12 protein-coding genes are annotated in these 13648 nt (G+C 38.8%); 3 read left to right on the top strand and 9 right to left on the bottom strand.

What is annotated here, in order from left to right; translation table 11 throughout:
* Positions 1-21: 21 nt before the first annotated feature.
* From AC0VYV_RS09130 to AC0VYV_RS09120, 3 genes are all read right to left on the bottom strand, one after another.
* The gene (locus AC0VYV_RS09130; RefSeq protein ID WP_159782242.1) at positions 22-999 is read right to left on the bottom strand and encodes an alpha-ketoacid dehydrogenase subunit beta; all 978 of its coding nucleotides are present in this window, start codon (positions 997-999) and stop codon (positions 22-24) included.
* Between the two features lie 3 nt (positions 1000-1002).
* Entirely contained in the window at positions 1003-2085 is a 1083-nt protein-coding gene (gene pdhA, locus AC0VYV_RS09125) for a pyruvate dehydrogenase (acetyl-transferring) E1 component subunit alpha (protein ID WP_475367214.1), read from the bottom strand.
* Positions 2086-2622: 537 nt separating this feature from the next.
* The gene (locus tag AC0VYV_RS09120; RefSeq protein WP_475367213.1) at positions 2623-3294 is read right to left on the bottom strand and encodes a YkyA family protein; all 672 of its coding nucleotides are present in this window, start codon (positions 3292-3294) and stop codon (positions 2623-2625) included.
* Between the two features lie 420 nt (positions 3295-3714).
* Here AC0VYV_RS09120 and def point away from each other — a divergent pair, with 420 nt between their 5' ends.
* Positions 3715-4257 carry a peptide deformylase gene (gene def, locus AC0VYV_RS09115; protein WP_430247063.1) on the top strand — a complete coding sequence of 181 codons (543 nt, stop codon included), beginning with the start codon at positions 3715-3717 and terminating at the stop codon, positions 4255-4257.
* Positions 4258-4305: 48 nt separating this feature from the next.
* Here def and AC0VYV_RS09110 read toward each other — a convergent pair whose 3' ends face one another.
* Together AC0VYV_RS09110 and AC0VYV_RS09105 are read right to left on the bottom strand one after the other, a co-directional pair.
* Complete coding sequence (locus AC0VYV_RS09110; protein WP_475374769.1) at positions 4306-5082, bottom strand: Cof-type HAD-IIB family hydrolase; 777 nt, start codon at positions 5080-5082, stop codon at positions 4306-4308.
* 57 nt (positions 5083-5139) lie between these two features.
* Complete coding sequence (locus AC0VYV_RS09105) at positions 5140-6045, bottom strand: DMT family transporter (protein WP_430247061.1); 906 nt, start codon at positions 6043-6045, stop codon at positions 5140-5142.
* 430 nt (positions 6046-6475) lie between these two features.
* Here AC0VYV_RS09105 and AC0VYV_RS09100 point away from each other — a divergent pair, with 430 nt between their 5' ends.
* Positions 6476-6685, top strand: a complete 210-nt coding sequence (locus AC0VYV_RS09100; protein WP_194221265.1) for a DNA-dependent RNA polymerase subunit epsilon — start codon at positions 6476-6478, stop codon at positions 6683-6685.
* A 3-nt stretch (positions 6686-6688) separates the two neighbouring features.
* Positions 6689-8356, top strand: a complete 1668-nt coding sequence (gene rnjA, locus AC0VYV_RS09095) for a ribonuclease J1 (RefSeq protein ID WP_194221264.1) — start codon at positions 6689-6691, stop codon at positions 8354-8356.
* A gap of 51 nt (positions 8357-8407) precedes the next feature.
* Here rnjA and AC0VYV_RS09090 read toward each other — a convergent pair whose 3' ends face one another.
* From AC0VYV_RS09090 to AC0VYV_RS09075, 4 genes are all read right to left on the bottom strand, one after another.
* Positions 8408-9073 carry a potassium channel family protein gene (locus AC0VYV_RS09090; protein WP_194221263.1) on the bottom strand — a complete coding sequence of 222 codons (666 nt, stop codon included), beginning with the start codon at positions 9071-9073 and terminating at the stop codon, positions 8408-8410.
* Between the two features lie 104 nt (positions 9074-9177).
* Positions 9178-10203: a cytochrome d ubiquinol oxidase subunit II gene (locus tag AC0VYV_RS09085; RefSeq protein ID WP_194221262.1), complete on the bottom strand. Its 1026-nt coding sequence runs from the start codon at positions 10201-10203 to the stop codon at positions 9178-9180.
* A 26-nt stretch (positions 10204-10229) separates the two neighbouring features.
* Positions 10230-11564: a cytochrome ubiquinol oxidase subunit I gene (locus AC0VYV_RS09080; protein ID WP_194221261.1), complete on the bottom strand. Its 1335-nt coding sequence runs from the start codon at positions 11562-11564 to the stop codon at positions 10230-10232.
* A gap of 274 nt (positions 11565-11838) precedes the next feature.
* The gene (locus AC0VYV_RS09075; RefSeq protein WP_430241959.1) at positions 11839-13641 is read right to left on the bottom strand and encodes an ABC transporter ATP-binding protein; all 1803 of its coding nucleotides are present in this window, start codon (positions 13639-13641) and stop codon (positions 11839-11841) included.
* Between the last annotated feature and the right edge of the window lie 7 nt (positions 13642-13648).

Genomic DNA, 13648 nt, shown 5'->3' with positions numbered 1-13648 from the left:
ATGTTTTTTATAAAATGTTAATTAGAAATTAACTACTTGTGTAGCTTTTTCGATGATGTCAGTGTGATCAGGAAGCCATACATCTTCAGCAGCTGAGAATGCAAATACAGTATCAGGTGCAGCTACGCGAAGAACTGGTGCTTCAAGACTTAGGATTGCGCGGTCGTTGATTTCTGCTACAACGTTAGCTGCAATTCCTGCTTGCTTTTGTGCTTCTTGAACAACAATTGCACGGTTTGTTTTTTCAACAGAGGCAATAATTGTATCGATATCGAGCGGGCTAACCGTACGAAGGTCGATTACTTCTGCACTAATGTCGTTCTTTTCAAGCTCTTCAGCAGCTTTAAGAGAAGCCTGAACCATCGCACCGTAAGTTACGATTGTGATGTCAGTACCTTCACGTTTTACTTCAGCTTTACCAATTTCAATTGTGTATTCTTCTTCAGGAACTTCCTGACGGAAAGAACGATAAAGCTTCATGTGCTCAAGGAAAATAACTGGATCGTTATCACGAATCGCAGAGATAAGAAGTCCTTTTGCATCATAAGGGTTTGAAGGGATAACAACTTTTAGTCCTGGCTGTTGCGCCATTAGACCTTCAAGGCTATCCGCGTGAAGTTCTGGTGTTTTAACGCCGCCACCAAATGGTGAGCGAACAGTAATCGGCGCGTGGAAAGAGCCGCCTGAACGATAACGAAGACGAGCCATTTGACCGGAAATAGCATCCATTACTTCGTATACAAATCCAAAGAACTGAACTTCTGGGACTGGACGGAATCCAGTAAGTGCAAGTCCGATAGACATACCACCGATACCTGATTCAGCAAGCGGAGTATCGAATACGCGATCTTCGCCAAATTCCTTTTGAAGTCCTTCTGTCGCACGGAAAACGCCGCCGTTTTGACCTACGTCCTCACCGAATACGAGTACGTTCTCGTCATTTTTCAACTCCGTACGCATCGCATCAGTGATTGCTTGAATCATTGTCATTTGCGCCATAGCTTACTTCGACTCCTTTGCACTATATTGTTCGTATTGTTCACGAAGGTTCTGTGGAAGCTCTTCGTACATGTTAGAAATAAGATCCGTTACTTTTTGCTTAGGAGTGCCATCCGCTTTTTTAATAGCAGCTTTGATTTCTTCCTTCGCTTTATCGACTACTTCGTTTTCTTTTTCTTCAGACCAAAGGTTTTTGCTCTCAAGATACTTGCGGAAACGAACGATTGGATCTTTCTTTTCCCACTCGCTATCTAGATCTTCAGAACGGTAACGAGTTGGATCGTCACCAGCCATTGTATGTGGACCATAGCGGTAAGTCATTGTCTCGATTAGAGTTGGACCTTCGCCATTAATTGCGCGCTCACGAGCGTCAGTAACTGCTTTATAAACAGCAAGAACGTCCATACCGTCTACTTGAACACCCTGGATACCAGCTGCAACTGCTTTTTGAGCGATTGTTTTCGCTGCAGATTGCTTTTCAACTGGAACAGAGATTGCAAAGCGGTTGTTTTGCACAACAAAGATAGCTGGAGCAGCATATGCACCTGCAAAGTTCATTCCTTCATAGAAGTCACCTTGTGAAGCACCACCGTCACCAGTGTAAGTGATCGCTACGTTTTTCTTGCCTTTTTTCTTAAGTCCAAGTGCAACACCAGCAGTTTGTGTAATTTGAGCACCGATGATGATTTGTGGGCTCAACACGTTCAGGCCATCAGCCTGGTTCCCTACAAAGTGACCACGAGAGAATAAGAATGCTTTATATAATGGAAGACCGTGCCAGATGATCTGTGGAACATCACGGTAACCTGGAAGAATCCAGTCCTCTTTATCAAGTGCAAACTGACTTCCTAGTTGTGAAGCTTCCTGTCCTGCAGTTGGTGCGTAGAAGCCAAGACGTCCTTGACGGTTCAAAGAAATTGAACGCTGATCAAGAATACGTGTGTACACCATGCGGTGCATTAGTTCTTGAAGCTGCTCATCTGATAGTTCAGGCATTGCTTCTTTGTTCACGATTTCGCCATTTTCATTTAGAATCTGGAACATTTCGAATTGGCCTTCGATGTTTTCGATGGTTTTTGTTCCCATACCTTTCACCTCATCCTTTCATTCATAAAGAGATAGATTATTGAATTGCAATAGTGCAATTGTGAGTGGGTCGTTCAGTTTACAGACATAACTAGCATGTCCATTTCAACGTTATTAAATGACAAATAGCATTCATTAAATTGGATTACTTAAGACAACACTCAATGTCATACCCTTAATCCTGAAGAAATAATCCCTAGCGCTATGTATTACTGCGAATAATAGTCTGTATCAGTAAGATTAAGGAAGTGCTTCTCTTCATGAGTAAGTTCGTTTTTAAGTTTACAATACAGTAAGTTTCAAGTCAATTAATTGATTTAATTATTGCGTGTTAAAAGATGAAAACCAAACTGTTACATTACATAATCCCACACTGTACTAGTGTAAATAATTAGGAACACCATATTTGAAGTCGTTCATTTTGTTAACACTTTACCTTTTTTCTTTGGTGGTGGACTATCACCCGCTTTATCAAAATCGGGCTAAAATGGAAGAAAACGATCTAAAAAGAACCGCTCAACTTGAGCGGTTCTTTGGTTATTCTGAATAGTTTACGTCTAATTCTGCTGATTGATAAAACGCTTTTTTCGCTTCATTAAACTCAGTTGTATATTTATTGAACTTTTCCTTATGCTCAGACACTTTACTGTACTGATCATTTACAACCTTAATTTGTTCCTGAAGCTGTTCTAATGTAAGTTCTTTATCTTGAAGTGAACTGTAGAGCTTCTTGTCTTGTTTCACTGCTTCTTCATATTCTTTATTGAGCTTTTCATAAGCTTCATATCGCTTATCCATCGTCTCAATAAGAGCCTTAGCGTCCTTTTTAGCAGCATCATCTTCAAGATCTTCTGTTAGATCTTTAATTTCTTCAAATTCTTTGTAAGCTTCATCTATACTTTCTTTTTCCTTTTTTAAGTACTCAAGTCTTTTATCCGTATTTTCTTCTGCTTGCTTTGAAAGCTTTTCGACTTCATCGAACTCATCCATACTTAGTGCAACAATGTCATCATAAATTTCTTGTTCCTTTTTTTCTGCTTTAGCTAACGGTTCTTGTTGTTCCCGAAACTGATCTTCAAGTGCGACCGCTTCTTCTAAATGATCATACATTTTTTCTTCTGTACTACCACCGAATTGACAACCCGCTAAACCAATTAAAAGAAAACAGAAAAAAAGAGAAATAATTCCCAAACGATATTTACGTAGCAAAAAAAGTCCCCCCACATATCCAATTCATACCAATTGATTTTACATCACTGATTACTATACCACAAGACAGTTCTCAATAGAATACTCCATTTTTATAACCTCCAAAAATAATCAGATTGCATTCCCATTCATAGACTAATCGTTCTAGACTTTTATTTTAGAGCCTTGCTCATCTATACTTTCCTTTTAAGCTCATCATCTTTATTATATAAGGTTAGTAAGACATGCAATTTAAAAGGATTTTCAGTTATGTTGGGTTGTGCTAAACTATCACTATTGTAAGATTTTAATGGTGATGAAATAAGGAAAACCACTTTTCCAAAAAGTTTGCTTGAGTCAGAGCAATTTCTTTATTCCCTCCATAAAGTTGAATATACTTAATATTAGAATGACCGTTCTTGAATAGGAGTGAATGATGATATGTTAACTATGAAAGATATTCGCAGAGAAGGAGATCCAGTTCTTGAGAAAGAAGCGAAAGAGGTTGATCTTCCTGCATCAGAAGACGATAAACAAACTTTAAGAGAAATGCTTGAGTTTCTTAAGAATAGTCAGGATCCTGAAACTGCACTTGAATATGAACTGCGCTCAGGTATTGGTATTGCAGCACCACAAATTGGCATTAGTAAACGGATGATTGCTGTCCATGTGTCTGATCACAGAGGCACTTTATACAGCTATGGAATTATGAATCCTAAAATCTTAAGCCATTCAGTTGAAAAAACCTATTTAGATGGTGGCGAAGGGTGCTTATCTGTGGATCGTGAAGTACCTGGTGCAGTACCGCGTTATGCACGCATTACCGTAAAAGGTGTGGACGCTGAAGGAAATCCTCTTAAGCTAAGATTGAAAGGGCTACCTGCCATTGTTGTCCAACATGAAATCGACCATCTTGATGGGGTTATGTTTTATGATCGAATTAATAATGAAGAGGCAAGTGAACTTTCTCCATTAGGAAACTAATTTAAGAAGCATTAAAAAAAGGATCGCAATTATTGCGATCCTTTTCTATTATAGTAGTCCAACTTTTTTAAGACCTTTTCGAATACCGTTTTGGTCAACTGGGTCAGTCACTATATCAGCCACTGCCTTTACTTCATCATATCCATTTCCCATCGCTATACCCGTTCCTGCAAATCTCAACATTTCTAAATCGTTCAACGCATCTCCAAAAGCATACGTATTTTCACGTTTAAAACCGAGATGGTCGATCATAGCTTCAATTCCTCTTGCCTTTGAACCACCAGGAGGGATCACATCCATTGAATAATCATGCCAGCGGATAAAATCGAGGTTACCATATGCATCGCGATATCCATCCTCTTCTTTACTCTCGCAGAACAATAGCGCCTGGTAAATATCTCTTGAATGATAATAAGAAGGATCATATCCAGGATAGTGCATCTTAAGATCATCCATACTCTTTATAATATGTGGGTGCTCATCGTGATTACTCATCATTGCTTCATGATCGAGAAAGACCATTGGATGACCATTTTTCCTTGCTTCTTCTTCAAGTACAGTGATTTCGTCACGACTAAGAGGGTTCGTTAAAACAACCTTTTCTTGATGTTTCACATACTGACCATTAAAACTAATAAACGTATCTATCCCAAGGTCCTCTCTTAAATCTGCAAACATAAAAGGAGCTCTTCCGGTAGCAATCGCTACATGGACACCTTTTTCCGTTAAAGCTTTTAATGACTCTCGTGTTGAAGATGGGATTTGTTTATTATGATCAAGAAGGGTCCCATCGATATCAAAAAATACAATTTTCTCATTGTGCATTATTTTCACCTATCTTCACTAATTTTTCTATAAACACTAGCCAAACTATACAGGTAATCAAGCTGACTTCTTTATAGACTTTACCTCGCGATTTGCTTTCCTACCCGACATGTAGACGCCAGTAAAAATACAAAGCAGTCCGATAATCATAGGGAACGTAATCACCTCATTTAAATAAACACTACCCCAAATCAAAGCTGTCACTGGCACAAGATATGTCACAAGAGTGGCAAACTCTGCACTCCCCTTCTGAATCATATAATAGAAAAGTAAATAAGCGAGACCTGAGCCAAACACACCTAGTCCAATAAGCGATATTAGAATATCACGTTGAAGCAGGAAGGTAAACTCGATGCCCCCGTCTCCAAACAGGACCATTAATAATCCCCCGCCCACTGCGCCAATCGTAAGGGTTATAAATGACAAAACATCAACAGGCACATCTTTCAAATTCTTTTTCGTGTATTGAGAAGCAAAGCCATAGCACCCTGTTGCAATGAGCATAGGTAAGATCCCCCATACATCTCCCTGAACTAATTCTTGAACATCCAGGTCAATGAGAAAGAGAATTCCAATAAACCCTACGATGATTCCCGACCATTGCTTTTGATATAGAATTCTTCCGAAGAAAAGCGCACCAATCACGCTTGTAAAAAGGGGTGTCGTTGCATTAAGTGTAGCAGCGAGACTGCTTGTAATTCGCTCTTCGCTTAATGCAATCATTCCCCAGGGAATGAGCGCATTCATTATCCCAATGGTGATAAGGCTTACCCAGGGTAGGTCCTTCCTCACTTGTTTAAGACGTCTTCTAATCAGTAAGTACATGAATAAAGCCAGTGCGCCTAGCAAACATCTAAAAAACACTACTCCCCATGGCCCTACAACAGGTACTATTAATTTTATGAACATGAATGACATGCCCCATATTAAGCTAAGTGAAATAAGTGCGGCATAAAGTCTCATTGGTACCTCCTTTGTATGTGTACTTTTGTATAAATAGCCCTATATATTTATAGCTTTACGTAAAGCTAATCATCCCTTATGCTATACCACTATCTTATGTTACATTAAATGGCACCAAGTGTCTTCGGTTATGACATCCACCTTTTCCCAAATTAATTCAACCATCGTTGATAAATACTAGGCTTAGTTATCAAAAAAAGGAAGGATGAGCATAATGTATCGTAAAATGAAACGTAAACTGATTAAAACCTGGAGAAATGTGCTATTTCCACAACCGAAATATTCCATTGATTAACCTAATTTGCACATAAATTCATGCAAATTCTCCTATTTCTTATGGAAATGTGGTTAGAAACATGAAAAAGAAACCAATTTCCTATATAATAAACGAAGATGCACACAAATTGTCTGAGTTAAGGAGAGATTTAGAATGATTTATAAGGTATTTTATCAAGGCACTAAAAAGGAGGTTCCTGTAAGAGAGCGAACAATGAGCCTTTACGTAGAGGCTACTTCTGAACGGGAAGTTCGCTACAAGCTTAAGGAACGCGATATCAATATCGAATTTATTCAAACCGTGGAAGATGACTTCTTAGAGTTTGAGCAAAAATCAGAGCACTTTGAATTGGAGAATGTATAGACTATGAAATTTGTTAAAAATCATCAAACCGCCGTTTTCGCTTTAGGTGGACTCGGAGAAATCGGTAAAAACATGTACGGTATTCAGTTTCAAGACGAAATTATTCTTGTTGATGCGGGAATTAAGTTCCCTGAGGAAGAATTATTAGGAATTGACTACGTTATTCCTGATTATTCTTATCTCGTAAAAAACCAGGATAAGATTAAAGGTCTTTTTATTACGCACGGTCACGAAGATCATATAGGCGGCATCCCCTACTTACTTCGTGAAATTAATGTTCCTATTTATGGAGGAAAGCTCGCTTTAGGATTTATTAGAAATAAGCTTGAAGAGCATGGCCTTCTACGTGGAGCATCCCTAAATGAAATTACAGAAGAAGATATTATTAAATTTAGAAAGACTTCTGTTATGTTCTTTAGAACAACACACAGTATTCCGGATTCCTTTGGGGTTGTTGTTAAGACACCTCCAGGTAATATTGTTCATACAGGAGACTTTAAGTTTGATTTTACACCAGTCGGTGAACCAGCTAACTTAACAAAGATGGCTGAGATTGGTAAAGAAGGCGTTCTAGCCCTTCTTTCTGACAGTACAAACAGTGAAGTACCTGGATTCACAATGTCCGAGCGTCGCGTTGGTGAAACCATTCAAGATATCTTTAGAAAAGTAGACGGACGCGTTATTTTCGCAACATTCGCATCCAATATTCACCGCCTACAGCAAGTGGTTGAAGCAGCTGTCGAAAATGGACGTAAAGTAGCTGTATTTGGTCGTAGTATGGAGTCCAACATTACAATTGGACAGGAACTTGGCTATATTAATGCGCCTAAAGATACGTTCATTGATGCCAATCAAATTAATCGACTACCTGAGAACAAAGTAACAATTCTTTGTACAGGAAGTCAGGGTGAGCCAATGGCTGCTCTATCTCGAATTGCGAATGCAACGCATCGTCAAATTCAAATCATTCCTGGAGATACAGTTGTCTTCTCTTCTTCACCTATCCCTGGTAACCAGGTAAGTGTATCAAGAATCATTAACCAGCTTTCTCGTGCAGGCGCTGACGTGATTCATCATAAACTAAGTGACATTCATACATCTGGTCACGGTGGTCAAGATGAGCAGAAGCTTATGCTTCGTCTCATTAAGCCAAAATTCTTTATGCCAATTCACGGTGAATATCGCATGCTGAAGATGCATACGAAGCTTGCTCAGGATTGCGGAATTCCACAAGACCATTCCTTTATTATGGATAATGGTGAAGTACTTGCTCTAAGTGAGAATGAAGCTTCAATTAGCGGTAAGATTCCATCTGGATCTGTTTATGTAGATGGTAAAGGGATCGGGGATATTGGAAACATTGTTCTTAGAGACCGTAAAATTCTCTCTGAAGAAGGTCTAGTTATTGTCGTTGTCTCCATTAACATGAAAGAGTTTAAGATTCTTTCAGGTCCAGATATCATTTCACGAGGATTTGTTTATATGAGAGAATCTGGTGATTTGATTAATGATGCTCAAGAGCTATTATCGAAACATCTTAATGGTGTCATGGAAAAGCGTACAAGTCAGTGGTCTGAAATTAAAAATGAAATTACAGATACTCTTGCACCATTCCTATACGAGAAAACGAAACGTCGCCCTATGATCCTTCCGATCATTATGGAAATTTAATTATACAAAAGAGCCTGTCGCGAAAAGCGACAGGCTCTTTTTTGTTATTCACTAATCTCGGTTCAAAATTTGGCGTTCAAGGCGATTAATGTCCTGATCTGATCCTATTACAATAAGAATGTCTCCTTTGGAGATCTTCTGATCAGCTTGAGGAGATACAATAATCTCATCACCTTTTTTAATGGCGACAATATTGGCACCATACTTCGCTCGAATATCAAGTTCAATAATCGTCTTATTATCCATTCTAGAGTTAGCAATAAGCTCAACAATGCTGTGTTCATCAGATAGCTCTAAATAGTCTAAAACGCTATTTGAGACCATACTGTGTGCAATTCGGACACCCATATCACGTTCCGGGTGGACAATCTTATCAGCACCGATCTTATTCAAAACCTTCTCGTGATAATCATTTTGTGCTTTAACCGTAATTTTGCTAACGCCAAGCTCTTTTAGAATTAAAGTTGTTAAAATACTTGATTGAATGTTATCCCCGATCGCTACGATAACGTGATCAAAGTTTCGAATACCGAGGTTCTTTAGAACACTCTCATCTGTTGAATCTGCGATCACAGCATGTGTAGCCACTGAAGAAAATTCATTCACTTTATCTTCATCCATATCAATTGCGAGGACTTCCATCCCCTGCTGACTTAGTGACTTACAAATGCTTCCTCCAAAACGGCCGAGTCCAATTACGGCAAACTGCTTTTTCAACGCACACTCCTCCTACTCATTCAGAAAGAAACGCGCGCCAGCAAATATGCTGACGCACTATCAATACTATCCTACCACTCTTATCATCAGTGTCAATATTCTCTCTAAGACTTATTATTCTTATTCCCTTTGACATACTCTGCATCAAATAAAAAGAGTCTCATCAGCAATATTAAAGAAGGAACTAGGAGAAAGAGTCCTGCAATAAAAGCGAAGACTAGGTAGATCCCCGTCGTTTCATTCGTATATCCTGAATAGATTGTAATATAGTCATACAAAATCCACGGTAGATGTGATATACCGTATCCAAAGAACGCGAAGAAAAATTGCAACATAACAAAGATAAAAGCCGTACCATATCTTTTCCGATTGAAAATGAGATATGTTGCAACAAGGAAACAAAAAAGAGATGCGATAAAGAACCAGGCATAATCAAGAATTCGCTCAAAGTGAACTGGATTATGCTGCTGAAGAGCTACGAACACAAGAATACTAGATAAAATGGTTGGAGCGCTCCAGAACAGTGCATATTTTCTTAAAAGCTCAAGCGCAGGTTGATCATTCGCTCGACTAGCATAATAAGTTAGAAAGGCGGCGCTAATAAATAGAACCGATACGATCGCTAAGAGCACGACTGACCAGGAGTAAAAGCTTGAAAATAATTCCCCTGCCAAAAACTTAACTTCACCGTTCACCTCTTCAATAAATCCACCTTCTGATAAAGTTAACGCTGTGGACAGAGAAGCTGGAATTAGTAATCCTGTCACTCCATATAAAAAAGTATAGACTCTGCTTTTCTTTGCGCCGTAATTTCCAAAGGCATAGAATGAGCCTCGAATGGCAAGTAGTATGATCGCGATACTACCTGGAACAAGCAAAGCTGTTCCATAATAATAGGCAGTATCAGGGAAAAAGCCTACTAGGCCAACAAAAAAGAAAACAAAGAACACATTCGTCACTTCCCACACCGGGGATAAATAACGACTAATAATTTTATTAATAATATGATCTTTTCCTGAGAGTTCTCCATAATAGGCAAAGAATCCTGCCCCGAAATCTATCGAGGCTGTGATCAAATACCCATATAGAAAAACCCATAGTACCGTTATTCCTACTAATTGAATGTCCATATTTTCACCCCTCTCAATCGAAGCAATTATTTCAATTTAGCGATTTCCTCAAGTTCATTCTCAGCTGGATTAGTATTGAACATTTTCTTAAGAACAGTAACAGTAAGCGTTCCAAGAACAATGTAAAGAAGAAGGAATAAGATAAACATCCATCCGACGCTATCCGCAGTTGTTGCAGCTTGTCCTGTTCTGAGAATATCCCATAAGATCCATGGCTGGCGGCCTACTTCTGAGAAAATCCATCCAAATTCAATCGCAAGGACTGAGAGTGGTCCCGCCAAAACAATTAACCGTAAAAACCATTTGTTTTCCGTGTTAAATCGTTTTAATCTTAGCGCAATCACGTAGAAAAAGGTTAAAGCAGCGAGAAACATTCCGATTCCGACCATCCCGTCAAAAAGGTAATGAATAAATAGCGGTGGCACTTCATCTTCAGGTACTTGATCAAGTCCCATTACTTCCGCATTTGGATTACCATGAGCAAGGATACTTAAAAAGTTTGGTAATACTAACCCATATTTGACTTCATCCGTTTCTTTATCGAGAAATCCGCCCACGACAAGATCTGCATTTTCAGATGTTTCAAAGTGCCATTCTGCGGCTGCAAGCTTACTTGGTTGATATTCAGCTAAAAATTTACCAGAAAAGTCACCAATCACGGCCGTCCCAATCGCAAAGATAAATCCTGCGGTCATTGTAAGCTTTAGAGCTTTCCTATAATAAGTACTACGCTTACCCTTAAGCATTTTAAATGCTGTTATGGCAGCTAGTACAATAGCAGAAGTAAGGTATGCCGACATGACCACATGGCCTACTTTCGTTGGTGTTGCTGGGTTGAACATCGCTGCGAGTGGTTCAATATTTGTTAATACACCATCAACTATATCAAACCCCTGCGGAGAGTTCATAAAAGCATTTACAGTGGAAATAAAGAAAGCAGACAGTGTAGAGCCAATTACAACCGGAATTGATATAAACCAGTGATAGATCGGTTTTTTGAATCGATCCCACGTATAAAGATAAATTCCAAGAAAAATTGCTTCAAAGAAGAAAGCGAACGTTTCAAGGAATAACGGTAAACTAATGACCTGCCCTGCTAACTGCATGAAATTCGGCCATAAAAGTGATAGTTGGAGCCCTATTGCTGTACCAGTTACAACACCAACAGCAACGGTAACAACGAATCCTCTAGCCCAGCGGCGCGCTAGCAATGTGTAATAAGGATCGTTCCGTTTAATCCCTATCCATTCAGCAAGGCTAATTAATAATGGGACACCAACACCTAACGTAGCAAAAATAATATGAAATCCTAACGTTAGACTTGTTAATAGGCGACTTAGAGTCGCTGAATCTAGTTCCAAATTGTTCATCCCCTTTGTACCAATTTCTTATCATCTGTTACTCAACTTCCCTTATCATTCACAATAGAAACGATTGTACCTCTGAATTACACTTTTATTATGGCTCATTCATGAGATTGTGACAAGTATCACAAACTGTATAATTCCGAAACTTTTTTTCTTGTTAATATTCTGTTCACATTTAGATTAACTTCTGTATTTTTTTCGTTTTACCTCCATTGAAATGTCTGATTCATATTAATGGACAAAAAAAAGAAGCCTACTTGGCTTCTTTCTATACAGCGTCCATCATATTGAATTGTGATTTAACAAGCTCATAATACGTTCCACCTTTTCGCATAAGCTCAGTATGATTTCCTTGTTCTAATATGCGTCCGTGGTCGAGAACAATAATATTATCTGCCTCACGAATCGTTGAAAGCCTGTGAGCGATCATGATTGCCGTCCTGCCTTCCAAAACAACATTTAGTGCCTTCTGTATTTTCAGCTCTGTCTCTGTATCTATACTTGCAGTTGCCTCATCTAAAATCAATATTCGAGGGTCCGCAAGAAGTGCTCTCGCAAACGATAATAGTTGTCTTTCACCTACTGATAGGACGTTACCTCTTTCTTCTACCTCTGTTTCATAGCCATCACTCAAGCGCTGAATAAAAGGATCAGCTCCTACTGCTTTAGCTGCTTCCTTCACTTCTTCATCGCTAGCGTCCGGACGTCCAAATCGAATGTTTTCAATAATTGTACCTGAAAAAATGAACGTATCTTGCAAAACGACGCTGACTTTCTCACGTAAGCTATCGAGTTTAACGTCTTTAAGGTCCGTTCCATCAATCCGAACTGTTCCACTTGTAGGATCATAGAAACGGCTTATCAGATTAGCGATTGTTGACTTCCCTGATCCAGTATGACCCACAAGCGCAACGGTGTCACCAGCTTTCATTGTTAAGCTCATTTCATGCAGAGCTTTGCGGCTTTCATCATATGAGAATTCAACATTTTCAAATGTGATTTCGCCTTTCATTTCCTTAAGCTCTTTCGCATTTTCCTTTTCTGGTACATTCGGCTGTTCATCAAGAAATTCGAAGATTCTCTCAGACGAAGCCATCGCAACGAGAAGCTGATTATACACTTGACCAAGTCGAGAGATTGGTTCCCAGAACATCCCTAAGTAGAAAGCAAATGTAACAAATACTCCGTAGTCCATCCCATTTTGAATAAGATAAACCCCGAACCAAATTAATATTGCTGTACCAATGGCATTGGACATTTCAACAAAAGGTCTGAAAATCGCACTCTTTTGAGTCGCGTCTTTCCAACTAGCATAGTTTTCATGATTAACGCCCTGAAAAAATTCCATATTTCCTTTTTCCTGCGTATACGATTGAGTCACTCGAATTCCTTGAATACTTTCATTCAAATGGGAATTCAGCTTGGCTTGCTTAATACGAACTTGTTGCCAGGAACGACGAATACGTTTTCGCAAGCTCGTAGAAATGAGAAACATGAGCGGTAAAATAATCATAATAGCTAGTGTTAACTGAGGACTTAAGACAAACATGATGACAATGATTCCTAACAATAGAACAATATCCATGAGGAGATTAATAACCCCATTCGTAAATAACTCCTGCATGGAGTTCACATCATTAATTACCCTGACAAGAATAGAACCTGCCGATCGTTTATCAAAAAATCCATGCGACAAGCGCTGAATATGTTTAAACAACCCTTGTCTAATGTCGTAAATAATGTATTGTCCAAGCTCATTCGTCCATTTTATTCGATATGAGTTGGCAATCCAAGAAATCAAATACAATCCAGCTATGCCAATAATTAATTGAATAAGCAATGTTTGATCACGATTTTTGATCGCATGGTCAAATAGTAATACCCCAATAAAAATCGGTACGATCAATCTAACAGCCGTTGCTAATAACATTGAAATGATTGCTTTTGGCAACAAACTCTTCTTGTAAGGCTCCATGTATTCAAGCAAGCGCGACATTTGTTTCCAATTGAATTGTTTTTCAATTGCCGTATCTTGAGAGTAATGGAACCTTTCTCTACGATTTTGTTTCAATCCTTCA

The organism is Anaerobacillus sp. QJM3NY_17 (genome assembly GCF_056173665.1).
Note: the sequence above shows the minus strand (reverse complement) of the source record. Positions and strands in the feature narration are given on the sequence as shown.

Excerpts from the sequence above, each read along its gene's own strand:
- AC0VYV_RS09110 (WP_475374769.1), bottom strand. The coding sequence starts at position 5,082 with ATGCACAATGAGAAAATTGTATTTTTTGATATCGATGGGACCCTTCTT.
- AC0VYV_RS09105 (WP_430247061.1), bottom strand. The coding sequence starts at position 6,045 with ATGAGACTTTATGCCGCACTTATTTCACTTAGCTTAATATGGGGCATG.
- pdhA (WP_475367214.1), bottom strand. The coding sequence starts at position 2,085 with ATGGGAACAAAAACCATCGAAAACATCGAAGGCCAATTCGAAATGTTC.
- AC0VYV_RS09085 (WP_194221262.1), bottom strand. The coding sequence starts at position 10,203 with ATGGACATTCAATTAGTAGGAATAACGGTACTATGGGTTTTTCTATAT.
- def (WP_430247063.1), top strand. The coding sequence starts at position 3,715 with ATGTTAACTATGAAAGATATTCGCAGAGAAGGAGATCCAGTTCTTGAG.
- AC0VYV_RS09130 (WP_159782242.1), bottom strand. The coding sequence starts at position 999 with ATGGCGCAAATGACAATGATTCAAGCAATCACTGATGCGATGCGTACG.
- AC0VYV_RS09100 (WP_194221265.1), top strand. The coding sequence starts at position 6,476 with ATGATTTATAAGGTATTTTATCAAGGCACTAAAAAGGAGGTTCCTGTA.
- rnjA (WP_194221264.1), top strand. The coding sequence starts at position 6,689 with ATGAAATTTGTTAAAAATCATCAAACCGCCGTTTTCGCTTTAGGTGGA.